Consider the following 24,821-nt stretch of genomic DNA (forward strand, 5'->3'; position numbering starts at 1 on the left):
ACCCTTTAAAATTAATATAAAAAGATTTGGAAATGTACTTTTATAAACCAACTATAATACACGCAAATTTAAGCAAAAAAATCAGTTAAAAATGCCTAGATTATCACATTAAATCTAACACCCTATAAGATCTAGATATGATCAGTTAATTATCTAGACATGGGTTGCAAGTGTAAACTGATCAAAATCAATTGATATAAAATCATTGAAAGTGATGGAACTTTGATAAATGGCAGGTGCACTCTTAAACCATTTTTTAAGGGCACATATCCGCCAGAAATTACTTTAATTTTCCTTAAAATTTTAGGATTCTCCATTATTTCTATTTTGTAAATAGTCCGTTGATTTTTTCAGCAAATAAAAAGTCCAGATCAGTTAACCCTCCTTGGTCATTGGTGGTTATCTCCAATGCAACCCGACCCCATGAGAGGTTGATTTCAGGGTGATGCTGCAGTTCTTCTGCAATCAAACCTACTTTAACTGTGAATTCAAGGGCATTTCCGAAGTCCTCAAAATCGAATACTGCCACCAGGGATTGATCATCAAGCACAGACCAATTTTCCAGTTGAGATGATTTCTTCTTTATTTCCAAAGGGCTTAAAAGTTCTGGAATAGACATTTAACTCTCCATTCAGACTTTTTAACTTCAAATCTATCCTAAGAATTTAAATTTTAAATAAGAGATTTTTAAATTAAAGGTAGTATTTTTTACTGGGGTAAGCGAAGTTTTAATTATCAAGTTTTAATTATCAATATTTTCCTTAACTATTTTCATAAGTGCCATGGCTTTTTGGAAATTCTTATCAATTTTAAGTGATTCCTGGATTACTTTAAGGGATTCATCATATTTCCCAAGTTTATATAATCCCTTAGCCTTCAAATATAAACCGTATTTGTAAAAATCATCCTTTTTGGGGTATCTGCCTAGAAATAGTTCAAAGGTGTTCACGGATTCTTGGAACTCTTCCAGGAGTAGGAGAACATATCCCCTATTGTACCAGGCCATGTTATCACCTGGTTCCAGCCTAATGACTTGTTCGAAACATTTAAGGGCTTCGGAATATTTTTCAAGTTCCATGAGAGCCACTCCTTTATCATTCCAGGCAGAAGTATAGTTTTTATCAATATTCAGTGCATTATTAAAAAATTCTATTGATTTGTTTACTTTTCCCTGATTTAAAAAGGACATGGCTTGTTTGTAGAACATTTCGGCTTCTTTAGTTGCCATCAAATCTCTCCTGGTGTTTGATAAGAAGTTTGAGAGGAAATTTCCCACTAATAAAAAATCATTTTTTAGATAAATTATTGTTTATATTATTCAAATCCATGTTGTTTAACCTGATATTGTATTAATAATTTAAATAAGAATAATACTAATTTTGCTTATTTTTTTAGACTTTTTATGATTAATTGACGAATAATGTATGATCTTGATCTGTCCTCTTTTTTGGCGATCTGGTCAATTTTTTGAATGTATTCCGGTTCCAAACGAATGTAAACGCTTTTCTTTTTCATGTATATAGATACGATTCATTACAAATATATACCTTACGGATGAAATTAAAGGACTTGTTGAAGTTAATTTAATGATATCTGATAATAATAACTGATAAATAACTAGTTAAAAATTTAGTTTTAATAAAACTTAGTTTTAATTAATTTATTTTTTTCTAATTTTAAATCAGAATATTTTTTTTTATTCTTTAAGAAAATTTAAAGCCTTATTTATTTCTTTTAGTTATTTTTCCATCCATTTCTTTTCATAGTTCCGGATCCAAATTAGTTCCTTTAATAGAAGGTCACCATGCCCTTTGGGATTATTTTCAATCTCTTCTTTCCGGTCTTCAGGCAGATAATCCAGAAGTTTTTCCCATTCATCCACATCGGTGTAGGTTTGTTTTTTCACCCGGTAAACACTATGCTCAAATGATTCCAGCACCAGATCAATATCCTCATCATCTTCAAGAAATGATATATGCTGCTCTAAGACAGGTATAAGCGCATCACCCAGCTCTATCTGAGCAGTAAGATATGCTTCATAAGGGTTGTCATATCTAATGTAATCCACTTTTTTAGGCCCACCTGTTCTATGAATAATATTACGCCCCTTTATGGAATCATTAAATTTCTCATTGTCAGTTAATTTTTCATCTAATTCATTTTCTAATTCATATTCGAAGTTATACTTCATATAATCCTCAAAATCGTTTTTTTCAGGATTATAATAATTATATAGCTCTTCAACTAATTTTGGCTTCTTTTTCTCCAGAGATAATTTGTATCTGGTGAGCTTTCTGATGATGATTTTTCTTTCATCTTGAATTTCCGTTTCAAGACCCCCAGATTATCTAAATAAAATTAAAGTCATCCTTTAATATTTTTGTCCTTATGAGTAATTTATTTTTCACCAATCAAACATCCAACTAGTTAATTATTCCAAAACATTTAGAACTTTTAAAGGCAAGCTGAATATACTGCCTTTGCATATGGGAAGGAGAGTTTAGAATTTCAACTTTATATGGGATGAGAAAAATTTTAATAACTCAGAGTGAAAATGAAATATGTATACCTTAAATTTTGTATACTGGAATTTATTAAATGGTTAATACTAAAGTCCTTTTAATAATCTAATTAAAACTTGAAATATGGGTTTTTAGATTAATTCTAAGGGGTTAAATGTAATTTAATAAAGTATATTTCTTAAGTAGTACAACTCAATGGAGGAATAGCATGTTACATGGAACCGAACTTTTAAAGAAGGGCTTCGCCAAGATGACCAAGGGCGGAGTGATCATGGATGTGGTTAACGCAGAACAGGCAGCTATAGCAGAAGAAGCAGGAGCCGTTTCAGTAATGGCACTGGAAAAGGTTCCTGCAGATATAAGGGCCTCGGGTGGAGTGGCCAGAATGGCCGACCCCAGCAAGGTCACCGAGATCATGGATGCGGTAAGCATCCCGGTAATGGCCAAAGTACGAATCGGCCACTTTGTAGAGGCACAGGTCCTGGAAGCACTGGGAGTGGACATGATCGACGAGAGCGAAGTACTCACCCCAGCCGATGAAAAATACCACATCGACAAAAAAAAGTTCACCATACCATTTGTTTGTGGGGCAAGGAACCTGGGAGAAGCACTCAGAAGAATAGATGAAGGCGCAGCTATGATCAGGACCAAAGGAGAAGCTGGAACCGGTAATGTGGTGGAAGCAGTCCGACACATGCGCATGATCCAGGGAACCATTCGTGAACTCAAGGAAAAAACAGAGGAAGAACTGTGGACTGTAGCCCGGCAAGAAGAAGCACAATTCTATCTGGTTAAGGAAACTCAGAAACAGGGACGTCTTCCGGTGGTGAATTTCGCTGCTGGTGGTGTGGCCACCCCTGCTGATGCTGCTCTCATGATGCAACTCGGGGCAGACGGAGTGTTCGTGGGAAGTGGAATCTTTAAATCTGAGAACCCGGAAATAGTGGCCAATGCCATTGCTGAGGCAACTGCCCACTACGATGATGCTGAAGTCATTGCAGAAGTGAGCCGGGACCTGGGTAAGGCCATGCCCGGGCTGGAGATAAGCCAGATACCAGAATCAGAGAAACTGCAGGATAGAGGTTGGTAAATTAACCCCATTTCAATTTTTTTTTAATTTTTTTTAGCAAATAATCTAGCAGCTAAAATTATTTCAATGAATGAATTAATTCGTCTGAATTAATTCGTCTGCAGGCACTTTAACTTTATACTGCTTTATTTAATGTAATTTAAGGAGCTCCACCAGCTCCACCCAGGTTTTCACCAGTCTTGGCATCGAGTTCTATTTCTCCCACAGCTTGTCCGTTTTTGTACAGGGGAACCACATAGATCTGTCTACCATTAACTGTGTTAAGCACCGGAGTTCCTGCAGTCACACCAGGTTCGTTTACATACTGCATAGCAATGGTTTTGGCTTCTTCTGGTGATTTTATACTGCTACCCGTTGTGTTGTTGGTGTTGTTAGTTGTTTTATTCTGGTTTTGATTGGAAATATTCTGGTTGTTGGTGGTATTGGTATTTTTGTTATCAGTACATCCAGAAGTCATCACCATTAGAACCAGTAAAGCCATTATTGCCAGTGCTGATCTTTTAATCATTTTTTCCATCCTCACAAAAATTTGATTCAAAGATTTATTGGAAATTTTATTGGAAAAGATTTATCTAAAGTATATTGATTATGATGCACCTTTTATACTATAAATTTATGGATTTCATTTTATCAATCATTACTAGGGGAAGCATAAGAACCTTTCAGCGTAGAATTGGCTAATTAACACCTCTGAATGGTGATCAGAGGCCCTATTTAATTTTTTGCCTGTGTGGGCAGAGAAAAGTGGTGCGACCACCTACCTTAATAATCTCCAAATCTCCTCCTTCAGGGCATTGTCCACCTGGATGACGATGTGGTAGTAAATAAGATTCTGGGAGAGATTGAGTTTTATCCTGATATTCTATGGCTTTTTTCAGAACTTGCTTAGTTTTAAGGTAGAGAATTTCCCATTCACTTTCATCCAATCTGTTCGCATGGGTTAAAGGATGAATAGCACTCTGGTATAAAATTTCATCAGCATAGAGATTTCCTATCCCTGCTATGACCTGTTGATTCATTAGTAGTGGTTTTATCATTCCCTTTCTTCCATTGAATATTTCTTGAAATCTATCTAAACTCACATTAAGGGCATCAGGACCCAATTTTTTCATTTTAATGAATTCTCCTGGATCAGTGGTTAAGCCCAGTTTACCGAATTTTCGAGCATCATCAAAGGTCAAGAGGGTGCCGTTTTTGAAATAGATATTCATCCGAGGATGGGCAGAGGATTCTTCCGTATCTCCGTAATATAGGTAGCCAGTCATTCCAAAGTGTATAATTAAAAAAAGATTCTGATCCAACTTTGCGAAGAGATACTTTCCATAGCGATGGCTGCCAGTAAATTTATGACCCTTCAGGGATCTTAACATATCCTCGCTGCTGATGTCCACCAAAATCTCAGGACTAAAAACTTCAACATCTTTTATGGTTTTATGCAGGCAAGTTCCATTGAAATACTTTTTAAAGATTTCAACACTGGGAAGTTCAGGCATATGTTCACCAGTAATGAATGGTTAGTTGGATAAATAAATCTTATCTTACAGTAATTAGTATCAGATATGACTAATAAAATCATAATAAGTGATTAATTAGTCAGAATTTGTCAAGTAGGTGATCATTAGCTAAAATTAGTAAAAATAAATCAAAATAACAAAAAAATAAAAAAATAAAAAAGGAGTGGGGGATGAAAGTGGATTTTTTTTGGAGGGTAATTAAACGGCTTTATCTCCCCTTTCTCCTGTCCTGATTCGTACAACTTCTTCTACTGGGGATATGAAGATTTTTCCATCTCCGATGTCTCCAGTTTGTGCTGTTTCTACTATGGCGGTAACTACTTCTTCTAAATTTTCATCCTGTACCACAATTTCCAGACGGGTCTTGGGTAGCATGTCGATTCTGTAATCACTTCCCCGGTAGCTTTCTGTAATACCCAGTTGTCTTCCGCGACCTTTAACTTCAGTCACGGTGACCCCGTGGCATCCAATCTCTTCAAGGGCATCTTTGACTTCATCTAACTTGTTGGGTCTGATAATAGCCACTATTTTTTTCATTTTATCACCTCATGGCTCGGCAGGTATTTTTAGATACGGTAACCGGACTCTTCGTGTTGAGTAATGTCCAGTCCTTCGATTTCTTCCCGGTCTTCCACCCGCAGGCCGATGATTATGTCAATGATTTTACCTATTAGCAGGGTTACCACGAAGCTGTAGGCAGCAACAGCAGCTACTGCAATTATCTGGGTAACAATCTGTCCAGGATTACCATAGAAGGCTCCAGTTCCCAGTTCATTGATGAATGGTGCAGCGAATAAACCGGTAGCCAGAGCACCCCATAGACCGGACATACCGTGTATGCCAAATACATCCAGGGCATCATCATAGCCCAGTTTGGACTTCAGGAAACTGATGGCGAAGTAGGAAACTGCACTGGTCACCAGACCTATAATCACTGCAGCCTGTAGGGTTACAAAGCCCGCTGCGGGAGTTATGGCCACTAGACCTGCCACTGCACCGGATATTGCACCCAGAAGGGTTGGTTTCCCAGTTTTAATGTAGTCGATGATTACCCAGGATATCATGGCTGCAGCAGCTGCAGTGTTGGTCACAATAAAGGCACTACCAGCCAGTCCACCGGCGGTTAGTGCTGAACCAGCATTAAATCCGAACCAGCCGAACCACAAGAGGGCGGCACCAATTACTGAGTAACCCAGGTTGTGTGGTAATAGTTTAACTTCTTTTCTTTTACCCAGTAAGAGAACCAGGGCCAGGGCAGCCACACCAGAGTTGATGTGTACTACAGTACCCCCGGCAAAGTCCAGGGCACCTAACTGTGCTAACCATCCTCCACCCCATACCCAGTGGGCTATGGGCACGTATACCAGGGATACCCATGCCAGGATAAATACCAGCCAGGATGAGAACTTCATTCTCTCCACCACGGCACCGGATATAAGGGCAATGGTGATGGCGGCAAAGGTCATCTGGAAGGCGATATAGACTGTTTCAGGTATGGTGGGGGCCAGTGTGGCCATCTGGTCTACGCCTATACCATTAAAGAGAAGGTTTGCCGGGTTTCCGATTATTCCTCCTAACATATCTGTCCCAAATGCAAACTGGTAACCATATAAAACCCAGATGATGCTGGTGATGGAAAAGGCAATAAGGGACATGAACATGGTGTTCAATACATTTACTCTCTTGGTGAGACCTCCGTAGAAAAGTGCTACTCCTGGCACAGTCATTAACATTACCAGTGCAGTGGAAATCAGCATCCACGCGGTATCACCGCTGTTTAAAGCAGGGTCCATTTATTTTTTCCTCCTAATTCAAGTTTATTTTATATTTTTTTTATTTTTTAGGTTTAATATTCCATTTTATTTGTAAACAAAGATAAAATCATTGTTCTTTGTAATTAAAGACATTTTTTGGTTCTTTTTGGTTCTTTTGGGCTTGTTAAAAGGCCTTAAACTTTTGCCTATCTTTTTTCACTTCATGAAAACTTCACCCCAATTTACCGGATATCGGAAGCCTACTTCCGACAACTGATCATTGCACCTTCTTTCTTATAAATGTTTCGATTTAAAGACAATGAAAAGGTGAATTCTATGAATTTTTTTCTCAGATTATGGTACAATAAGTGATAAATTATACAATTTTTTTAGACAAAGATAAGCAATTTACTAAATAACACTAAATAAAAAAAGGATAGCAGGGAATTAAATAAAAAAAATAATGTTAGGAAGAAAAAAATAATGTGTATCTACAGTTTATATGGCCTTTTCTCCCCTTTCTCCAGTGCGAATACGAATCACATCTTCTACTGGAGATATGAAGATCTTTCCATCACCAATACAACCAGTCTGGGCACTGCTCACAATGGCATCCACAATACTATCTACATCTTCTTTTTTGGCCACAATTTCAATCTGGGTCTTGGGAAGTAGATCAACCTTGTAGTCAGTGCCACGATAACTTTCAGTTATTCCTAGTTGTATTCCCCTTCCTTTAACTTCTTTGACTGTCATTCCATGGCAGCCTATATCCTCTAATGCCTGTTTAACATCTTCCAGTTTATCAGGTCTGATGATGGTTATGATTTTTTTCATGGTATCACCTCGATCAATATCCAGAATAGGAATCATTTTGCTTGTAGTTTTTTTTATCCTAAAAGATAATTGGCAGCTTTATTTTTAAAACTGCCTATGATAGTCTGTAACCGGATTCCTCGTGTAGGTTGAGGTCCAGGCCCTGCACCTCGTGATCTTCTTCTACTCTAAGGCCAATAGTCTTATTAATAATCCAACCAATGGCGTAAGTAACTCCAAAGGAGTAAATTACAACAGAAACAATGGCTATAAGTTGAATTCCCACTTGAGTGGGGTTTCCTGCTATTAGTCCGCCTTTTATGGTGCTGTTTATGAGTGGGGTGGCAAATACACCGGCAGCCAGTGTTCCTATAATACCTGACATTCCATGGATTCCAAACACATCCAGGGCATCATCATAACCAATTAAGGGTTTGAGGTGTGATACTGCATAGTAACAGATCACTGCAGAGACAAAACCAATGATCATTGCTGCAGTAACATTCACATAACCTGCTGCAGGGGTTATGGTTGCTAAACCCGCCACAGCCCCAGATAAAGCACCAAGAAGGGTTGGTTTGCCTGTGTTCAGTTTGTCCATTAGCACCCAGGCCAGCATTCCCATTGCCGCGGAGGTGTTAGTAACGATCATGGCTGAAATTGCCAGATTAGTTGCACCAAGTGCTGAACCAGCGTTGAATCCGAACCATCCAAACCATAATAGTCCAGTACCAATAACTGAGTATCCTAAATGGTGGGGTAGTAATTTGGCATTTTTACGGATTCCCACCAGTAAGACCAGGGCCAGGGCAGCCACACCAGAGCTTAAATGTACTACCATTCCTCCGGCAAAATCCAGGACACCCATCTGGTAAAGCCATCCTCCACCCCACACCCAGTGGGCGATGGGGATGTAAACTGCAGTTAGCCACAGAGGTACGAAGGCCAGCCAGGCAGAGAACTTCATCCTCTCTACAATAGCTCCACTAATCAGTGCCACTGTTATGGCGGCAAAGGTCATTTGGAATACAGCATACAGGGCGGTGGGTATGGTAGGGGCGTAAGTGGATAAAGTTCCTGACTCTAAAACTCCGCTAAAGAAGGGATTGGTCAGGGTACCAAGAACTCCCCAAATATCTGCACCAAAGGCCAGATCATATCCATAAACAAACCACAGAACACTTACTATGGCAAAGGTTATGAATGAAAGGAACAATGTATTTAAAACGTTTTCTCTTCGGATCAACCCTCCGTAGAAAAGGGCCACTCCAGGTATGGTCATAAGGATTACCAATGCAGTGGATATTAGCATCCATGCCGTGTCACCACTATTGAGAACAGGATCCATTTATATTTCCTCCTTTTTAATAAAACAGCATTTTTTTCTTTTTTTTATCCAATTAATAATGTTTTCAAAATTTTTATAACATCTCCCCTGGTTATTCAACCCATAATTCCTTTCATTTATTGAATCGGAAAAGGGTGGCAGTATGATGGGGGAAACATACTTCCGATTATGGGTTTGCTTGTATATAAATTTTCCTGCAAAAATTAAGAAAAACAGATATATTAATTCAAACCTAATATAAACTAATTTAATCCAAATAAGGTCATTAAAGTGTTAATTTGGTCTAATCATAATTATAAAGTAAATAATATTTGAACAGATTTAAATGGGGGTGTTTTTTATTGGAAAAATAACCAGTGAAAAAACTATATTCTATATCTCGCTATCAGTATTGTTTTTAATACTATTATATTCCTCTTTTTTCGTTGAATACCTTTTATTTAAAGTGATAGTTGGATTTGTAATTGTTTTGGTTATTAAAATCAAAAATATGGATCTAAAACTAACAACATGGCAAAGAAAATTATTTTACTTCTTTGTTTTTATTTATCCACTAATTGAACTCTTTTTAAAAGCCTTAACTCAGAATGGGCTTATTAACCCTGATATGGCTTCATATAATATCTATATTAATATTCTAGAACATCTTCTGGCGGGAATGGCTGTTGGAATGATTCTGTTCCCTTTTATTATTGGTATTATGGAAAGATTATCCCTAAAAGAGGGATTTATTCTATTTGTCCCTTTGGTAACCTTTTTATGTCTTTTATATGAATTAATAGGTTTTTATTTTTTCTACCAACCACTGGGCTACTTAAGCATTAACCAGTATTCAGATACCATGCGAGACCTTACCCTGAATATAGTGGGGTCTGTTATTCTGTTCGTACTAATTATTGGTTTTAAAAAATAGAAGGAAACCATTTTTATATTTTTTCATGGCAGGGAAGGTGTTGTATTGTTGCTAGGAGCAGGTGGCTTCGTATTGTTAGTAACCGGGTTAGTAACCGGTTCTCCAGAACTATTGTTACGCACAGTTTCAATGTCTTGTGCAGCGTTCAAACTGGTTTTTTGGAAATAAGACCTATAAATCACCAGTGCTGCAATTGCAATTACAAGAATAGCTCCAAATAAAAGTATGTATTCAGAGGCTCCCTGTCCACTCTCATCTTTAATCAAGATATGAATCCCACCCTAATATTGTGATTGTAGATAATAATATGTTCTTTCATTAATTTAAGTATATTTCTCATTTTTATCTTAGGATGAGGTAATAGTGGAGTAAAAGTCAGAGTAAAAGTCAAAAAATAATAATGAAAATGAATAATGGTTAAAAAATGGATAAATTAGGGGTTAATCGAAAACCTTTTTTTTAACCCCTGACGGGTGCTTCCAGGCCAGCCATTTTAACCCCAGTCATGGCTGATGATTCCACAGTTAAAGCTCGAAGATCATCCTTCTCCAATTTCAAGAGGTCAGTGTTCCCTGCCTGCTGGGTTAACATAACTGCTTCTTCAGTCATGGCTTCTATATAACGGGCCACACGTTTACCACCCTCAAGGTAATCCAGTCTCCTTCTTAGTTGTGGGTTCTGGGTGGCAATTCCTTTTCTGCAGGTTCCAGCGTAGCACATCTGACAGACTCTGCAACCTATACTTACCAGGGCGCTGGTGGCAATGTAACAGGCATCTGCTCCCAGGGCTATGGCCTTAGCCACATCTGCCCCGTTTCTTATCCCTCCGGCAGCAACCAGGCTCACTTCTTCCCTTAAGTTGATTTGTTTAAGGGCTTCATCTGCCTCAACAATGGCAGCTATGGTGGGCACTCCACTGTGTTCAGTGACTACATCAGGGCCTGCTCCAGTTCCTCCCTGCATACCATCCACCACCACCATATCGGCTCCAGCTTTGGCTGCGATCTTCACATCATCACTGACTCTTCCACTGGTGAATTTAACCATGATAGGCACTTTCCAGTCGGTAACTTCCCGGAGCTGGCTGATCTTCATACTCAGATCTTCCGGTCCCACAATATCCATGTGCCGGGCTGGGCTCAGGGCATCGGTACCTTCCGGTATCATTCTTATCCTGGAAACCTCTGCAGTAACCTTCTCACCCAGAAGGTGGCCTCCCATTCCAGATTTCGCTCCCTGACCGATTTTAATCTCCACTGCATCAGAATTGTTCAGATATTGGGCACTGACACCGAACCGACCCGAAGCGTACTGAGCAATGAGTTTATTAGCATATTTACGTTCCTCAGGTAGCATTCCACCTTCACCGGTGTTGGTGGCAGTTCCAGCCAGGGTTGCACCCATGGCCAGGGCGATCTTAGCTTCTTTGGAGAGTGCTCCGAAGCTCATGGCTGCGATCATTATGGGCGTGTCCAGAACCAGCGGATTTTCAGCATAACGGCTTCCCAGAACCACACGAGTGTTACAGGGTTCCCGGTATTTGTCTATGGGTGGCCGGGAAACCTGGGCTGGTACAATCACCAGATCATCGAAGGTGGGTATGGGGCGGGTGGCACCACATCCCCTGACTTTATAGGTTCCTTCAGCAGATTTACGGTTTATCTCTACCAGATCAGTGAAACTCCACACATTCCTAACATCTTCCGGCACGGCTCTAACTTCTATGGCATCGTTAGGGCACATCTCTTCACAGATACGGCAACCCACACATTTCTCATGGTTAAGGGGGAATGGTTCATCATCTACTATTTGATAAACGTCATGAGGACAGTTATTATAGCAGGAGTAACAGTTTTTGCATAAATTTTCATCCCGGTTGTCGCAGAGATACCAGCAGCAACCTGGACGATCAAAGTTTCTTTTGCAAAGTTCCTGATTTCTTTCAATCTTAAATGGCATTTAGGACACCCCCTTTTTTAGATTTTTTTGGGGATCTGTTTCATGGTTTTTAAGTACTTTGAAAACTGGACAAGCAGAGTATTTGGTTCCAGCAGCCTTTTTAACATCCTCCACATTTGAAGTGAGGATGGCCTCAGGTTTCCAGGGATTTTCATCCATTTTATCCACAACCACCACTTCATCAGTTATATTCTCATCCAAGATGTAGTTTAAAAGAGCAGTAACCACTCCTCCGTCCTGTCCTTCAAAATTTTTTGCACGGGCAGAAACTATCTTTAGATAGTCTCCCAGGGCTTTTTGATCCAGATCTCGTGTTAATACTTCCTGTGATAGGTAGGTGCGGGGACAGGCCACGTAACATAAATTACACTCTGGAGGACAATTCCCTTTGATTTGAGGTTTGCGATCTTCTATGTGCAGGATGTTCTCCGGACAGACATAGTAACAGGCCCCGCAGAGCACACAGCTGCCCACGTCAATAACATCTGCTTTCAAATCCTCAAACTGGCAGGATGCGACTTCCTCAATGAACTCTTCATCGCTTATGTATCTGCGGTAGAGAACTGGTCTGGCCACTGATTCCCTTTTTTTGATCTCTTCCTTGTTTTCTATTTTCTTTTTATTGGCTAATCTTTCCAGAAGAATAACACCAGAAGGTTCAACAGGTTTGATTTCAATATAACCTTCATTCTCAGCTTTTTGCAGTATTTTAAGGCCTTTTTCTGTTCTGGCTATGATGGTGGACCATCCAGGGGCTGAACCCACAGATCCTACGGATAAATCTGCTAGTTCTGAAGTGTAATCCATACAAACCTGGCAGTTTTTCCTCATGCAGATCTTGGCCTGGGATAAAGGTACCTTGAACACTTCACCATTTTCAAGATAGGCCCAGAACTGCCCTTTTTCCACTCTGAACTCTTTCACCTCATCCATGTCAATTTCATTTTGTGATAAGAACTCCTTAAGGTAGGAATGGGAGAAGTTTTCCATACAGAACAGTCCTAACTTCAAATCAACTGGAGAATCTCCCAGGATGTTACTGTAGTGTTCCATTTTTTCAGCGGCTATAATATGGCAGGGTGTTCCCACCAGAGCAACACTTCTTTTTTGATCTTTAGAAGTCATCATTTACCCTCCTCTGTTTCCTTACCATAAAATGGCCGGGCACTGCGGGGTACGATTTTTCGGAACTTCTGATACTCTTCTGGCGTCAGTTGGAACTGGTATTTTTCCAAGAGTTCCTTCAATTTTTCCCGTTCTTCATCTTCTAATTCTTCGATTTTGGCGTTTTTCCCCAGGCTTTTTATCTTACCACCCACATAGATGGTTCCCCTGATTATGGATTCCCCAGCATCATCTGAGATATCTCCCAGGACAATGATCTGACCTCCCATCATAAAAAGTCCGCTCATGAATCCGGAGTTACCTCCCACAATGATGGTACCGTTTTTCATTATCTCTCCAGTACGGGAACCAACATCTTTCCTAACCACCACGGTCCCACCGTAGATACCCTGACCCACACCATCTCCGGCTGAGCCCTCAATGACTACTTCTCCTTGGGTCATATTATCTGCTGGGAACCAGCCAGCATTTCCATTGATGTGAACTCGGGCTCCGTGGATCATGGTTGCTGCGAAGTAACCGGCAGAGCCGTCAATAACCACATCCACTGGTTCAGTGAGTCCAGCAACCAGGTAGTGCATGGCATTGGGGTTTTCAATTATGATGCGATCATTTTCCTTGGCAGCCTTTTTAATGGTCCGGTTAAGTTCCCGGGGTGTTATTTCTTGAGCATTGATTTTCAATTCCTGCATAATTCCACATCCATTAGATGGTGTAAGCACGGGTTTCTCCTGGAGATATCTGGTCAATTTCTGAGGTGTCCATAACTTCCCGGAGAGCCACTTCTTCTGAGGCAATGGCGAATACTTCATTGTTTTCAGCCATAACTCCTGGTCTCAGACCCAACTGGTCCTTGGCAATCCCCACTCCATTGGGCGTGCCTACAATATAGGAGAAAGGACCATCCATGTCCTTCACAGATTGTTCCAGGGCTTCCTCCAGACTGTAATCCTGGGAGAGTTTATCAGCAATGTAGTGCACAATACACTCAGTATCGTTGTTGGTTTCAAAAATATGACCTTTACGTTCTAATGGGTCTCTTATCTTCCAGTAGTTGGTTATCTGGCCGTTGTGAACCACAGTGATGTCCGGGATGATGTAACTCTGGAAGGGATGGGCGTGGTAGCGGTCCACTATACTCTCAGTGGAGAAACGGGTGTGACCGATGGCATGTGTTCCCATTTTATCCTCAGTGTTATAACGGGCTGCTATATCCTTTACCAAGCCCACATCCTTTATCATTTCAAATGAATGGGCTCCGTTTAGCACAATCACATCTTCAATTTTATCTACATCCATAATCAGTGGTTTCAGTTGTGAAAATGAGTCCAGGTTAACTTTGCAGCGATATATGATGTAGTTCTCCACTGAAGGGATGATCTCTTCACTTTCAATGGGAAAAGCTGTTTCCACTGTAGTTTTAACTTCTTCAAGAAGTCCTGGTTTCTCTTTAACCTCTATGTTTAAGAGATATTCATGTTCTCCCAGCCCTAACCCACCATAAAGGGCGAATCCTGCTGAATCAGGACCTCTGTGCTGCAGAGCGTCCAGCATGCGGGTCATGAATTTGCCCACAGGATGAAGTTTTTTATCTTTAAATACCACTCCGGCTATTCCACACAATTTATAACCTCCTTTATGAAATATTCATGAATCCGTGTATCATTTGTTAGTTCAGGATGGAATGCGGTGGCCAGATGATTTTTGTAGGCCACGGCAATTATTTTACCGTCAATTTTTCCCAGTATAACTGCATCATCAGCTACTTCCTGGGCGTAGGGTGCTCTGATAAAAACTCCTGGATAGGGTTTATCAGAAATTTTAAGATTCAAATTTGATTCAAATGATGCTTTCTGCCTTCCAAAACCATTCCGTTTAACTTTCATAGGTATTAAACCCATTAAAGGCTGATCATAGTCAGTTTCCTGGCCTAATAACACCATACCTGCGCAGGTACCCAGAACTGGGATGTGATTCTCTTTAATGGTCTGGTCAATACCCTCTTCCTGGATTAATCTACCTATAACCGTACTTTCCCCTCCAGAAATAATAATCCCGTTGCATTTTGCTACTTCTGTTGAAGTTTTAACCATTAAAACATCAGCTTCCAGGTCCATTTTTCTGGTGGTTTTTTGGGTGATGTCCAGGTGTTCTGAAACGTCTCCTTGCAGGTTTAAAATTCCTATTTTTATCATAAAAATTCCTTTAATTTTGCTCCTGGTTTTCCTATTGATGATAAGCGAGTTATCATTTAGATGCAATAGAATATAAACTTACCGGAAATAGTATTCCGATTAGATTAATTGTTGAAATAAAATTCTTAATTCAAAGATTAACTTATACAATGTTTAAAATTGAGCCTGTAACATACATTTTAAATGAACATTTATATAAATATTTCTAATGTCACTGTCTTGATTTTTTTAGTGTTGGGGGTAAGTTGGGGTAAGTTTTTATAGGTGTGCCGAGAAAATATTAACTGCACAAATTCCTTTTTTGGAATTCTTACATTGACCTAATTAGACAACTAATTAAACAATATTATATTGAATTATGGAGAGATAATAAAATGGATAAGATACCCATCGCTTTAATTGCGGTGATAGTGGTACTAGCATTCGTTGGAGGATATTTCACTGGCATAATGAATTCTGCTGGAAATTTCACACTTAATATTACCAATAAAACCAACGACTCTGGCTACGATAATAATGCAAACACTTACAAATACAACACAGTTAAAACCACGGCTAAAAATACAGCCACAACTAAAGACACCTCTACCGACACACCCACACCTACCCCAACACCAACACCAACCCCAACACCTACACCTACTCCAACACCTACCCCTACTCCCGAACAACCCTCATCTAACCCCTAAATAACAAGAAAGATAAAATTAAAATTGCTAATGATTAAAGTCAATTAGCAAATAGGGTTCATACACATGAAACCCTCATTTTTTTTTATTTTTATCGCTGCTGCTTTTTTAAATTTTTTTTGGGGCAATGGTTTTTCACGAATTCTATTTAAAAATTCTATTTAAAAAGATTAAAACTATAAAAATTCCTTTTTTAGGTTCATCCTTTTTCTTTTTCTTCATTTACTTTTTCTTCATTCAAGATATTCATTATTTCATCAGTCGAGTTTTTCACATAATTTGCGGCTGATTTAAAGGATTCTAACTCATCATCATTCATTTTAATTCCAATTATTCGTTCTACACCGTTAATTCCTAATTTAACTGGTACTCCTAGACAAACATCCTCAGTACCATGTATCTCCCCATCCAGGTAGGTGGTGAGGGTTAGTATCCTTTTTTCATCATTAAGGATGGTTTTGATAATATTGGAAATAGCAAAGGCAGGTCCGTATTCAGTTGCCCCTTTCTTATTAATCACGTAACTTCCTGCGGTTTTAACCTTTTCAACAATACTATCCACATCAAAGGACTGGTACTGGGGAAAATATTCAACCAGTATCCCTCCTATGGTAGTGGAACTTAAAAGGAGAACCATGTGGTCGCCATGTTCTCCAATGATCCTGGTGTGTATTTCACTGACATGGATGTTGAAGTGTCGGGCTATCAGATTCTTGAGGCGCAGTGAGTCTAAATGGTTTCCCAACCCAATTACTCTATTTCTTGGGAAACCAGATGCTTTATAGGCAACGTAAGTCATAACATCCACAGGGTTGGTTATAACCAGAATAATGGATTCAGGAGCGTGTTTAGCAATTAAACGGGAATATTCTTTTACTATTCTAGCGTTGGGCACAGCCACGTCCATGCGTTTCATATCTGCTGTTCTGGGAATACCGGCCGAGATAACCACAACTTTGGAATCTCTCATATCCTCAAAATTACAGGAGGGGGTTATGGATACTCTGATATCCTTGGCTGCCAGGGCATCGTTCATGTCCAGTGCCTCTCCCTGTATTTGATCCAGGCTTTCCTTCCGTGATAATAGGACCAATTCACTTACAACACTTTCTTCAGCCAGGCAAAAAGCTGCTGCTCTACCCACTCTACCTGATGCTCCAATTACACTAACTTTCATTTTTCACCCGATCCTAAATCTAATTCGATTTCAAATACTATAAAATCCTCTCTCCGATTTCTCACTCAGTATCTGGGGTTTTTTAAATACTTAAAGTATAAAATAGGATTCTCTAGGATTCTTACAAATTCTAAACTTAAATAGTTGAACTTATTCTTGGCTTAAGAAACCTTCAGCAACCCGTCGAACATAGCTACTTTTATCATTGAGAGCTTCTTTAAGTGCCTTCTCAGCATCATCTCCTCCAATGTTACCCAGTGCCATGGCAGCACCAGCCCTTACAAATCCACTATCATCGTTCATAAGTTCGATGAGGTAAGGTACAGTTTCAGGGGATTTAATATTACCCAGTGCCCAGGCGGCTCCCCCTCTAACCCTCCAATCATCATCTTTTAATGTCTGGATCAGTGGTTCTACTGCTGATTTTCCCATGTTGCTCAGGGCACCTGAGGCTGCCCTGCGCACCCATTTGTTATCATCCTTCATTGTTTCTATTAAGGGAGTTATGGCTCGTTCATCTTTAATCAAACCAAGTACTTTTGCAGATCCCTTCCGAACATCTTTATTCTCATGATCCAATGCATCAATAAGCTGTTCCACGGCAGGTTCTCCAATTTCTTCAAGCATTTCTGTAGCCTGAACCTGAACAAGCTCATCACTGTCTTTTAAAGTCTCAATCAATCTTTTAACGTTTTTTTCAACTTCCATATTATTAGCTCCCCTAAAATTAATCAATTCTAGTTATTTTTTATTTAAAGAATCTGGAAGAATGTTCCCATAAAAAGTATATTATGTATTTAATAGACCATATATTTTTGCTAATTAGAACTCATGGCAGTAGATTAGCTGAAATTTTTTTAAAAAATTCATCCCCTCATTTTTTTTCTTTGATTAAAAATTCACTTTTGTGGTTATAAAGACCAATCTATGTTAATTATTCTCATCTATCATTAAATTTTCATATTCTACAATTTTTTCTCAAAAAAAGAATAAGTTTCATATAATTTGAAGGACATAGTTTTAGGATACATAGAATCATTCTTTAATTCCAGTTTTGGATGTAGGAAAATGGGAGAAAGAAGTCAGATATATGAAATTGAAGACTTGAAACCAGGAGATCATCTCTGCTCTTTGTTTGAAAATGATGACGATCATAAAGCTCTTTTAACACCTTACATCCGGTTTGGTTTGGAAAAAAATGAAAAGGTCCTCTACATTGTTGATGCTCACACTTCAGAGGATGTTCTTGATTATTTAGGTAATGATGGTTTTGATGTGGATCCTTATCTTGAAAGTGGGCAGCTGGTAATCCTCACTGTAAATGAATCTTATATGAAGGGTGGAGTATTTGATCCAGATAGCATGATCAGTATGCTTTCTGAGGAAACAGAAAAAGCCCTCAAAGAAGGCTACCCTGCACTAAGGGTTACTGGTGAGATGTCCTGGGTTCTTAAAGGATTACCCGGATCAGAACACTTGATAGAATACGAAGCCAAATTAAACGAATTTTTCGGGAGTAGTAAGGCTTTAGCCATATGTCAGTACGATATGAGATTATTCGAACCTGAAATTCTTCTCAATGTCTTATTAACTCACCCCATGGTTGTAATTGGAACCAGAATATATGAAAATTTTTATTACATGCCTCCTCAGGAATATCCATTTGATATTCCAAAATCAATTCTCAAAGAGTGGATGAAAAGTCTGAAAGTTTACAATGATGCTAACAAATTCCGGAAAAACCTACTCTCATCCATGAGGGATGGGCTTATTGTCTTAGACGCAGATGGGGTCCATCAGGATGTTAACGATGCTTTTTGCAAAATGACTGGATTTTCAAGGGAAGAATTGATTGGAAAGGGGTTTCCTCATATTTACTGGCCTGAGGGAGAATATGAAAACATTCAAACTGCTTTTGAAAATACTTTGAAAGGTGATAATCGTGAGTTTGAATTTATCTTCCAAAGGAAGAATGGGGAAAAGTTCCAGGTTATTGTAAGTCCTTCAATAATGAAGGATGATGATGGTAACATAAGCGCAGTTTTTGCCACGGTCAAAGACATATCTGCACGTAAAATAACTGAAAACGAACTTAAAGAATCTCACAGTAAGCTCGAAGCTACTTTGAAGGCCATCCCGGACTTAGTGTTTGAGGTGGATGCTGAAGGGCGGATCTATGATTATTACTCCCCAGACATAGATGATCTCTACGTTCCTCCCGATGTCTTCATGGGTAAAAAAATCAGGGAAGTACTGCCTAAAGATGCAGCCAGTAAAATCCTTCAGGCTATTGAAAAAGCCTCCAGGAAAGGATGGCATAAAGGCACCATATACTCTCTGGATCTTCCCACCGGACGAAAATGTTTCGAACTTTCCATAGCCAGAAAAGAGGCAGATTCCAGTGGTTCTGAATTATTTGTGGTAGTGGCCCGGGATGTAACCTTGCACCAAAAGAATGAAAAAACTTTGAAACAAGCTAGAGATTATAACAGAAGCTTAATAGAAGTAAGCCTTGATCCTTTGGTTACTATTGGTGCAGATGGAAAGATTACTGATGTAAACAGAGCTACTGAAAATGTTACTGGTTACTCAAGAGATGAACTTATTGGCACGGATTTTTCTTATTATTTCACCCAACCCGAAAAAGCTAGGGAAGGTTATGAGAAAGTTTTCCGGGAGGGTGTGGTAAGGGATTACCCTCTTTGGATTCAACACAAAGACGGACATACCACTCCAGTTATTTACAACGCCTCGGTATACCATGATGAGAACGGTGAAGTTTTAGGAGTATTCGCGGCTGCCCGAGACATAACACAGCTAAAAAAAGCAGAGAAGCAGCTCAGTGACAGTCAAAGTCAGCTAAATTCAATCATGGAAGGCACTCCCATCCCTAAATTTGTAATTGATAAGCACCACCGGATAATTTACTGGAACAAAGCACTGGAGGAACTTAGCCGAATCGATGCCAAGGATATGATTGGTACTCGAAACCATTGGAAAGCCTTTTATGATAAAAAAAGACCATGCATGGCTGATTTACTGGTTGATGGAGATCTAAATAACCTCAAAAGATGGTATAAAGATAAATATAATAAGTCGAAATTTTTTAAGGGCGCATACGAAGCTCTGGACTTCTTCCCAGCAATAGGTGAAGGGGGGAAGTGGATATTTTTTACAGCAGCACCTATAACTGATTCTGAAGGTAATTTAATAGGGGCAGTGGAAACTTTAGAGGATGTAACTGAAGATAAAAAAGCTGAAATTGCACTAAAAAAGAGTGAGGAACGTTTCCGTGCAGTGGCAGAGTCTGCAGTTGATGCTGTGGTTACTACTGATGTTAATGGTGTTATCAGATTCTTCAACAACAGCCTGACCACCATATTCGGCTACTCCCCCCGGGAGTTAAAAGGTAAACCACTCACCATTCTCATGCCCCACCGTTTCAGAAGCACTTATCTTAAACAACTGGATAAGTTCAAAAAATGTGGTGAACACAGACTTATAGGTAAAACTGTGGTAACAACTGGATTAAAAAGGGATGGAACTGAATTTCCCTTTGAAATGTCATTATCCTCCTGGAAATCCGGGAAAAAAATCTTCTTCACTTCCATCATCCGAGATTTAACTGAGAAGAAGAAGGCAGAAGAAAAGATTAAAAAACAAATCATCCTAACCACATCTATTAATAAGGTTTTGCAGGACTCTTTGAAGGTTAAAAAAGATGAAGAAGTAGCTTTAATTTGTATTAGAGCCGCTGAAGAACTCACAGCCAGTCAGTTCGGTTTTATCATGGAGATAAACAGGAAGGGTAAAGCTGATACCATGGCAGTGACTGACCCGGGATGGGCTGAATGTGGAATCCCACAGGATGAAGCAAGAAAACTTACAAGTGGAATGGACATTACTAGTTACTGGGGAAGAGTTATAAAACAGGGAAAATCGCAGATTGTAAACCATCCTGAATATGATCTAGATAGCAGAGGAGTTCCAGAAGGCCATCCACAAATCAACTCATTTTTAGGAGTACCACTAAAGCGTGGGACCAGTACCATCGGACTCATTGGATTGGCCAACAAGGAAGGGGGATATGATCATGAAGATCTGGAGCAGGTGGAAACACTTGCTGTGGCCTTTATAGAAGCACTCTATAACAAAAGAGCAGAAAAAAAGATAGAAAAATCCTTAAAAGAGAAAGAAATGCTCCTAAAAGAGATACATCATAGGGTGAAAAATAATTTGTCAGTTATATCCAGCTTACTTAATCTGCAGTCGGATTATATTAAAGACAAGGATGACTTGGAATTGTTCCGTGAAACCCAGACCCGGGCAAAGTCCATGGCTCTGATACATGAAAGATTATATCAGTCTCGAGATCTTAAAAGAATAGATTTTAGTGACTACATTAAAACATTAGCCCATGACTTATACAGGACCTATTCAGTTGATCCTCGACGGATTGAACTTAAAATGGATTTAGAAACTGTTCTATTGGATATAAACACTTCAATCCCACTGGGTCTTATACTGAATGAACTCATATCCAATTCAATGAAATACGCATTCCCTGATGATAAAAAAGGGCAAATCAGTATAAAATTGCAATTAGAAAATGGTGACTACATACTCACGGTGAGTGATAGTGGTGTGGGATTGCCTGATGAACTAGATTTCGAAAAAACAGATTCTCTGGGGCTTCAGTTAGTGAACAGCCTGGTGGGGCAAATTGATGGAACCATAGAACTGGATAGGACTCAGGGCACTAAATTCATAGTGAAATTCCAGGAACAATACTAATAAAATCATAATTTTCTAATGATAATACTATTATTCTTAAAACTAGAAATTCTTAAAACTAAAAACAAATTCTAAAATTAAGTTTGTTGTTTAAGTTGGTTGTCTTTTTAAGTTCAATTATTTCTAAATTAATGAAATGGTGTGGTTTATATGTACAAAATAACAGTAATACCCGGTGATGGTATAGGTCCCGAAGTTATGGAGGCTACCTTAAATATTTTGGAAGATTCTAAATTGAAATTACAATATCAAGAAGCCAGGGCAGGCTATGCTTGTTTTAAGGATGAAGGCACTACCCTCCCTGATGAGACAGTGGAAATGGCTAAAAATTCTGATGCAACTCTCTTCGGAGCAGTTACCTCTGTCCCGGAAAAGAAAGCCACTGGTTCTATATTAGCCCTCAGGAAAAAATTGGGACTATATGCTAATTTAAGGCCAGTAAAATCATATCCTGGGATAGAATCACTTTACAGTGATCTGGACCTATTAATTATTAGGGAGAACAGTGAAGGTCTTTACTCTCAAATCGAAGAATACACTGAAGAAGGGGCCACTGCCCTACGGGTCATCACTCGAAAGGCATCAGAACGTATTTCTCGGGTGGCATTTGAAGAAGCTCTTAAAAGAGGAAGAACGAAGGTAACTGCAGTTCATAAGGCCAACGTGCTTAGAAAAACTGATGGAGTCTTCAGAGAATCCTTTTGGAAAATTGCAGATGAATATAAAGATTCAGAGGGTATTGATGCTGATGAGTTATATGTGGATGCCGCTGCCATGTTCCTAGTCACTGATCCCCACCGGTTCCAGGTAATGGTAACCACCAACCTCTTTGGCGATATCCTATCAGATGAAGGAGCTGGACTGGTAGGAGGTCTGGGAATGGCACCATCAGCTAATATTGGTGATGATAATGGATTATTCGAACCAGTGCATGGTTCAGCCCCGGACATTGCAGGGAAAGGTATAGCCAACCCTGCTGCCATGATACTATCAGCCTGCCTCATGTTCAATTTCCTGGGAGAGCATCAGGAGGCTTATAAATTGGAACAGGCATTGATAAAGGTTCTTGAAGATGGTAAATATCTCACACCCGACCTGGGGGGAGCATCCACTACCCTGGAGATGGCTCGAGCAGTAGGAAAAATTTTCAAAGAAATTTAAGTTAAATTTAAGTAATTCACCAGTGGGGATGAAGTTAAGTGATGTCCTATAAGATGGAATGAAAATAATCATTATTTCCACTAAACCTGGGGGGAATAATAAATCATTAAGAGTCCTAAATGAAAAGAAAGGTCCATGCAGGGCTGTTAAAAGGAGATATAGTAACTTTTATATGTCTCCCTTTATCATAATTCATTAATAAGAAAGGGTCTATTAGAACAGTGTATGGCTGTTTTTAACCTGGTTTTCATTTTAGAAAACTGGTTAACAATATTAATTAGAACTACCCTTTTTCAGCATTTAAAATATTGTTTTAGATGTTCATAACTTTTTTAGAGGTGTAAAGACTATGAAAACCACCATTAGTGTAATAAAGGCAGATGTTGGAAGTGTAGCAGGTCATGGATTAGCTCATCCTGCACTACTTGCAAAGTGTGAAGAAATTCTGGGAAAAGCAAAGGATGAAGAGCTTCTCATTGATTATTATGTAACCAACTGTGGGGATGACACCGAGCTCATCATGACCCACCAGCAGGGTGAAGAAAACGAGGAAATCCACGAACTGGCTTGGAATGCATTCCTCCAAGCAACTGAAGTTGCTAAAGAACTCAAACTTTACGGTGCCGGCCAGGACCTTCTCTCAGACACATTCTCTGGGAACATTAAAGGTATGGGACCTGGATGTGCTGAGATGGAGTTCAAGGAAAGACCCAGTGACCCGGTAGTTGTTTTCTGCTGTGACAAAACTGAACCAGGTGCATTTAACATGCCTCTGTTTAAAATGTTCGCAGACCCCTTCACCACTGCAGGTCTGGTAATCGACCCATCCATGCACAATGGATTCGAATTCGAAGTATTCGATGTCATGGAACACAAAAAAGTCACTCTCACATGTCCTGATGAAATGTACGACCTCCTGGCACTTCTGGGCACCATCAGCCGCTACGTAATAAAACGTATCCGCCGCAGGGATGATAAAGAAATAGCAGCAGCCATCAGCACAGAAAGATTAAACCTAATGGCTGGTAAATACGTTGGAAAAGACGATCCCGTGGCTATTGTACGATCACAATCCGGATTCCCCGCAGCAGGGGAAGTTGTGGAACCATTTGCCTTCCCCCACTTGGTAGGTGGATGGATGAGAGGATCACACAACGGACCACTAATGCCTGTAGCCCAGAAAAACGCTTATCCAGTTCGTTTCGATGGACCTCCACGAGTCATGGCCCTTGGATTCCAGTTAGCTGAAGGAAAATTAGTGGGACCAGCTGACATGTTCGATGACCCTGCATATGACAGATCCAGAGCACTAGCATCTGACATTGCGGAGTACATGAGAAGACACGGCCCATTCGAACCACACAGACTACCAGCTGACGAGATGGAGTACACTACTCTACCTGGTGTAATGGAAAAACTGGGCAACAGATTTGAAGACATTGAATAAATCTCCACAATTAGTAGAGATTTATAAGCAGAGATTTCAATTATTTTGGAGCTTCATATAAAGCCCCAAAATAACCATTACCTTTTTTTTTGGAACTTCAAATCATTTATTAGTGACTATAACTTTTTAAGAGAATAAAAATTCTTTCTAGAGTATTTTCTCATCAAATTTTCTCATCAAAAATAAAAAATTAGACCTGATGAATCATAATTAGAATCATAATCATCTTTAATGTAACCGTCTTTAATAACAATCCATTAAAGATTCCATCTATTTTCATCTATTTCCATCCAAATATAATAAATCATCTCCCAGGT

General features: G+C 39.3%; 24 protein-coding genes. 6 read left to right on the forward strand and 18 right to left on the reverse strand.

All coding sequences use genetic code 11. From position 1 onward, the window contains the following. Positions 1-322 precede the first annotated feature (322 nt). The 4 genes from HVN35_08555 to HVN35_08570 all read right to left on the reverse strand — a co-directional run bounded on the left by HVN35_08555 (position 323) and on the right by HVN35_08570 (position 2,191). Positions 323-619 carry a 4a-hydroxytetrahydrobiopterin dehydratase gene (locus HVN35_08555; GenBank protein ID NYB52592.1) on the reverse strand — a complete coding sequence of 99 codons (297 nt, stop codon included), beginning with the start codon at positions 617-619 and terminating at the stop codon, positions 323-325. Between the two features lie 123 nt (positions 620-742). Then, the gene (locus tag HVN35_08560) at positions 743-1,228 is read right to left on the reverse strand and encodes a tetratricopeptide repeat protein (GenBank protein ID NYB52593.1); all 486 of its coding nucleotides are present in this window, start codon (positions 1,226-1,228) and stop codon (positions 743-745) included. 155 nt (positions 1,229-1,383) lie between these two features. Next, on the reverse strand, positions 1,384-1,515 hold the full coding sequence (locus HVN35_08565) for a ribbon-helix-helix protein, CopG family (GenBank protein ID NYB52594.1): 132 nt from the start codon (positions 1,513-1,515) through the stop codon (positions 1,384-1,386). A gap of 223 nt (positions 1,516-1,738) precedes the next feature. Next, the gene (locus HVN35_08570; protein ID NYB52595.1) at positions 1,739-2,191 is read right to left on the reverse strand and encodes a hypothetical protein; all 453 of its coding nucleotides are present in this window, start codon (positions 2,189-2,191) and stop codon (positions 1,739-1,741) included. Between the two features lie 539 nt (positions 2,192-2,730). Between HVN35_08570 and pdxS the strand changes: the two genes are divergently transcribed. Further along, positions 2,731-3,612: a pyridoxal 5'-phosphate synthase lyase subunit PdxS gene (gene pdxS, locus HVN35_08575; protein ID NYB52596.1), complete on the forward strand. Its 882-nt coding sequence runs from the start codon at positions 2,731-2,733 to the stop codon at positions 3,610-3,612. Between the two features lie 139 nt (positions 3,613-3,751). On the opposite strand, the gene HVN35_08580 is transcribed toward pdxS, so the two are convergent. The 6 genes from HVN35_08580 to HVN35_08605 all read right to left on the reverse strand — a co-directional run bounded on the left by HVN35_08580 (position 3,752) and on the right by HVN35_08605 (position 9,044). After that, positions 3,752-4,120 (reverse strand): PepSY domain-containing protein, encoded by a 369-nt coding sequence (locus HVN35_08580; protein ID NYB52597.1) that lies wholly within the window; start codon positions 4,118-4,120, stop codon positions 3,752-3,754. A gap of 202 nt (positions 4,121-4,322) precedes the next feature. After that, complete coding sequence (locus tag HVN35_08585; GenBank protein ID NYB52598.1) at positions 4,323-5,105, reverse strand: Fpg/Nei family DNA glycosylase; 783 nt, start codon at positions 5,103-5,105, stop codon at positions 4,323-4,325. A gap of 219 nt (positions 5,106-5,324) precedes the next feature. After that, complete coding sequence (locus tag HVN35_08590) at positions 5,325-5,663, reverse strand: P-II family nitrogen regulator (protein NYB52599.1); 339 nt, start codon at positions 5,661-5,663, stop codon at positions 5,325-5,327. A gap of 29 nt (positions 5,664-5,692) precedes the next feature. Beyond that, complete coding sequence (locus tag HVN35_08595; protein NYB52600.1) at positions 5,693-6,919, reverse strand: ammonium transporter; 1,227 nt, start codon at positions 6,917-6,919, stop codon at positions 5,693-5,695. Between the two features lie 459 nt (positions 6,920-7,378). Continuing rightward, on the reverse strand, positions 7,379-7,717 hold the full coding sequence (locus HVN35_08600; GenBank protein ID NYB52601.1) for a P-II family nitrogen regulator: 339 nt from the start codon (positions 7,715-7,717) through the stop codon (positions 7,379-7,381). A gap of 94 nt (positions 7,718-7,811) precedes the next feature. After that, positions 7,812-9,044: an ammonium transporter gene (locus tag HVN35_08605; protein ID NYB52602.1), complete on the reverse strand. Its 1,233-nt coding sequence runs from the start codon at positions 9,042-9,044 to the stop codon at positions 7,812-7,814. A 607-nt stretch (positions 9,045-9,651) separates the two neighbouring features. Between HVN35_08605 and HVN35_08610 the strand changes: the two genes are divergently transcribed. Continuing rightward, positions 9,652-9,957 (forward strand): hypothetical protein, encoded by a 306-nt coding sequence (locus HVN35_08610; GenBank protein ID NYB52603.1) that lies wholly within the window; start codon positions 9,652-9,654, stop codon positions 9,955-9,957. 23 nt (positions 9,958-9,980) lie between these two features. On the opposite strand, the gene HVN35_08615 is transcribed toward HVN35_08610, so the two are convergent. From HVN35_08615 to pdxT, 6 genes are all read right to left on the reverse strand, one after another. Next, entirely contained in the window at positions 9,981-10,226 is a 246-nt protein-coding gene (locus tag HVN35_08615; protein ID NYB52604.1) for a class III signal peptide-containing protein, read from the reverse strand. A gap of 190 nt (positions 10,227-10,416) precedes the next feature. After that, the gene (locus tag HVN35_08620; protein ID NYB52605.1) at positions 10,417-11,916 is read right to left on the reverse strand and encodes a nitronate monooxygenase; all 1,500 of its coding nucleotides are present in this window, start codon (positions 11,914-11,916) and stop codon (positions 10,417-10,419) included. Continuing rightward, positions 11,917-13,041, reverse strand: coding sequence for a Coenzyme F420 hydrogenase/dehydrogenase, beta subunit C-terminal domain (locus HVN35_08625; GenBank protein ID NYB52606.1), 1,125 nt, complete (start codon positions 13,039-13,041; stop codon positions 11,917-11,919). Then, positions 13,041-13,733, reverse strand: a complete 693-nt coding sequence (locus HVN35_08630; GenBank protein ID NYB52607.1) for a tributyrin esterase — start codon at positions 13,731-13,733, stop codon at positions 13,041-13,043. Before HVN35_08630 ends, HVN35_08625 begins: the two co-directional genes overlap by 1 nt. A gap of 13 nt (positions 13,734-13,746) precedes the next feature. Beyond that, entirely contained in the window at positions 13,747-14,664 is a 918-nt protein-coding gene (locus HVN35_08635) for a glutamine amidotransferase (GenBank protein NYB52608.1), read from the reverse strand. Further along, positions 14,652-15,236, reverse strand: a complete 585-nt coding sequence (pdxT, locus tag HVN35_08640) for a pyridoxal 5'-phosphate synthase glutaminase subunit PdxT (GenBank protein ID NYB52609.1) — start codon at positions 15,234-15,236, stop codon at positions 14,652-14,654. Before pdxT ends, HVN35_08635 begins: the two co-directional genes overlap by 13 nt. Before the next feature lie 374 nt (positions 15,237-15,610). Here pdxT and HVN35_08645 point away from each other — a divergent pair, with 374 nt between their 5' ends. Then, complete coding sequence (locus HVN35_08645; GenBank protein NYB52610.1) at positions 15,611-15,925, forward strand: hypothetical protein; 315 nt, start codon at positions 15,611-15,613, stop codon at positions 15,923-15,925. 199 nt (positions 15,926-16,124) lie between these two features. Here HVN35_08645 and HVN35_08650 read toward each other — a convergent pair whose 3' ends face one another. Together HVN35_08650 and HVN35_08655 are read right to left on the reverse strand one after the other, a co-directional pair. Then, positions 16,125-17,102, reverse strand: a complete 978-nt coding sequence (locus tag HVN35_08650) for a malate dehydrogenase (protein NYB52611.1) — start codon at positions 17,100-17,102, stop codon at positions 16,125-16,127. 150 nt (positions 17,103-17,252) lie between these two features. Then, positions 17,253-17,810 carry a HEAT repeat domain-containing protein gene (locus HVN35_08655; protein ID NYB52612.1) on the reverse strand — a complete coding sequence of 186 codons (558 nt, stop codon included), beginning with the start codon at positions 17,808-17,810 and terminating at the stop codon, positions 17,253-17,255. A 360-nt stretch (positions 17,811-18,170) separates the two neighbouring features. Here HVN35_08655 and HVN35_08660 point away from each other — a divergent pair, with 360 nt between their 5' ends. The 3 genes from HVN35_08660 (at position 18,171) to HVN35_08670 (ending at position 24,504) form a co-directional block, all read left to right on the forward strand. Then, the gene (locus HVN35_08660; GenBank protein NYB52613.1) at positions 18,171-21,896 is read left to right on the forward strand and encodes a PAS domain S-box protein; all 3,726 of its coding nucleotides are present in this window, start codon (positions 18,171-18,173) and stop codon (positions 21,894-21,896) included. A 150-nt stretch (positions 21,897-22,046) separates the two neighbouring features. Continuing rightward, positions 22,047-23,057: an isocitrate/isopropylmalate dehydrogenase family protein gene (locus HVN35_08665; protein ID NYB52614.1), complete on the forward strand. Its 1,011-nt coding sequence runs from the start codon at positions 22,047-22,049 to the stop codon at positions 23,055-23,057. 349 nt (positions 23,058-23,406) lie between these two features. Continuing rightward, positions 23,407-24,504: a fructose 1,6-bisphosphatase gene (locus tag HVN35_08670; protein NYB52615.1), complete on the forward strand. Its 1,098-nt coding sequence runs from the start codon at positions 23,407-23,409 to the stop codon at positions 24,502-24,504. Positions 24,505-24,821: the final 317 nt, after the last annotated feature.

It is taken from the genome of Methanobacteriaceae archaeon, assembly GCA_013403005.1.
In the GTDB taxonomy this organism is placed as follows: Archaea; Methanobacteriota; Methanobacteria; order Methanobacteriales; family Methanobacteriaceae; genus Methanobacterium.

Bases quoted from the DNA above. Each gene is read 5' to 3' on its own strand.
- HVN35_08555 (NYB52592.1), bottom strand. From the start codon at position 619: ATGTCTATTCCAGAACTTTTAAGCCCTTTGGAAATAAAGAAGAAATCA.
- HVN35_08655 (NYB52612.1), bottom strand. From the start codon at position 17,810: ATGGAAGTTGAAAAAAACGTTAAAAGATTGATTGAGACTTTAAAAGAC.
- HVN35_08585 (NYB52598.1), bottom strand. From the start codon at position 5,105: ATGCCTGAACTTCCCAGTGTTGAAATCTTTAAAAAGTATTTCAATGGA.
- pdxS (NYB52596.1), top strand. From the start codon at position 2,731: ATGTTACATGGAACCGAACTTTTAAAGAAGGGCTTCGCCAAGATGACC.
- HVN35_08625 (NYB52606.1), bottom strand. From the start codon at position 13,041: ATGACTTCTAAAGATCAAAAAAGAAGTGTTGCTCTGGTGGGAACACCC.
- HVN35_08670 (NYB52615.1), top strand. From the start codon at position 23,407: ATGAAAACCACCATTAGTGTAATAAAGGCAGATGTTGGAAGTGTAGCA.
- HVN35_08580 (NYB52597.1), bottom strand. From the start codon at position 4,120: ATGATTAAAAGATCAGCACTGGCAATAATGGCTTTACTGGTTCTAATG.
- HVN35_08630 (NYB52607.1), bottom strand. From the start codon at position 13,733: ATGCAGGAATTGAAAATCAATGCTCAAGAAATAACACCCCGGGAACTT.
- HVN35_08645 (NYB52610.1), top strand. From the start codon at position 15,611: ATGGATAAGATACCCATCGCTTTAATTGCGGTGATAGTGGTACTAGCA.
- HVN35_08565 (NYB52594.1), bottom strand. From the start codon at position 1,515: ATGAAAAAGAAAAGCGTTTACATTCGTTTGGAACCGGAATACATTCAA.
- HVN35_08650 (NYB52611.1), bottom strand. From the start codon at position 17,102: ATGAAAGTTAGTGTAATTGGAGCATCAGGTAGAGTGGGTAGAGCAGCA.
- HVN35_08620 (NYB52605.1), bottom strand. From the start codon at position 11,916: ATGCCATTTAAGATTGAAAGAAATCAGGAACTTTGCAAAAGAAACTTT.
- HVN35_08570 (NYB52595.1), bottom strand. From the start codon at position 2,191: ATGAAGTATAACTTCGAATATGAATTAGAAAATGAATTAGATGAAAAA.
- HVN35_08605 (NYB52602.1), bottom strand. From the start codon at position 9,044: ATGGATCCTGTTCTCAATAGTGGTGACACGGCATGGATGCTAATATCC.
- HVN35_08590 (NYB52599.1), bottom strand. From the start codon at position 5,663: ATGAAAAAAATAGTGGCTATTATCAGACCCAACAAGTTAGATGAAGTC.
- pdxT (NYB52609.1), bottom strand. From the start codon at position 15,236: ATGATAAAAATAGGAATTTTAAACCTGCAAGGAGACGTTTCAGAACAC.
- HVN35_08595 (NYB52600.1), bottom strand. From the start codon at position 6,919: ATGGACCCTGCTTTAAACAGCGGTGATACCGCGTGGATGCTGATTTCC.
- HVN35_08610 (NYB52603.1), top strand. From the start codon at position 9,652: ATGGCTTCATATAATATCTATATTAATATTCTAGAACATCTTCTGGCG.
- HVN35_08665 (NYB52614.1), top strand. From the start codon at position 22,047: ATGTACAAAATAACAGTAATACCCGGTGATGGTATAGGTCCCGAAGTT.
- HVN35_08600 (NYB52601.1), bottom strand. From the start codon at position 7,717: ATGAAAAAAATCATAACCATCATCAGACCTGATAAACTGGAAGATGTT.
- HVN35_08560 (NYB52593.1), bottom strand. From the start codon at position 1,228: ATGGCAACTAAAGAAGCCGAAATGTTCTACAAACAAGCCATGTCCTTT.
- HVN35_08660 (NYB52613.1), top strand. From the start codon at position 18,171: ATGGGAGAAAGAAGTCAGATATATGAAATTGAAGACTTGAAACCAGGA.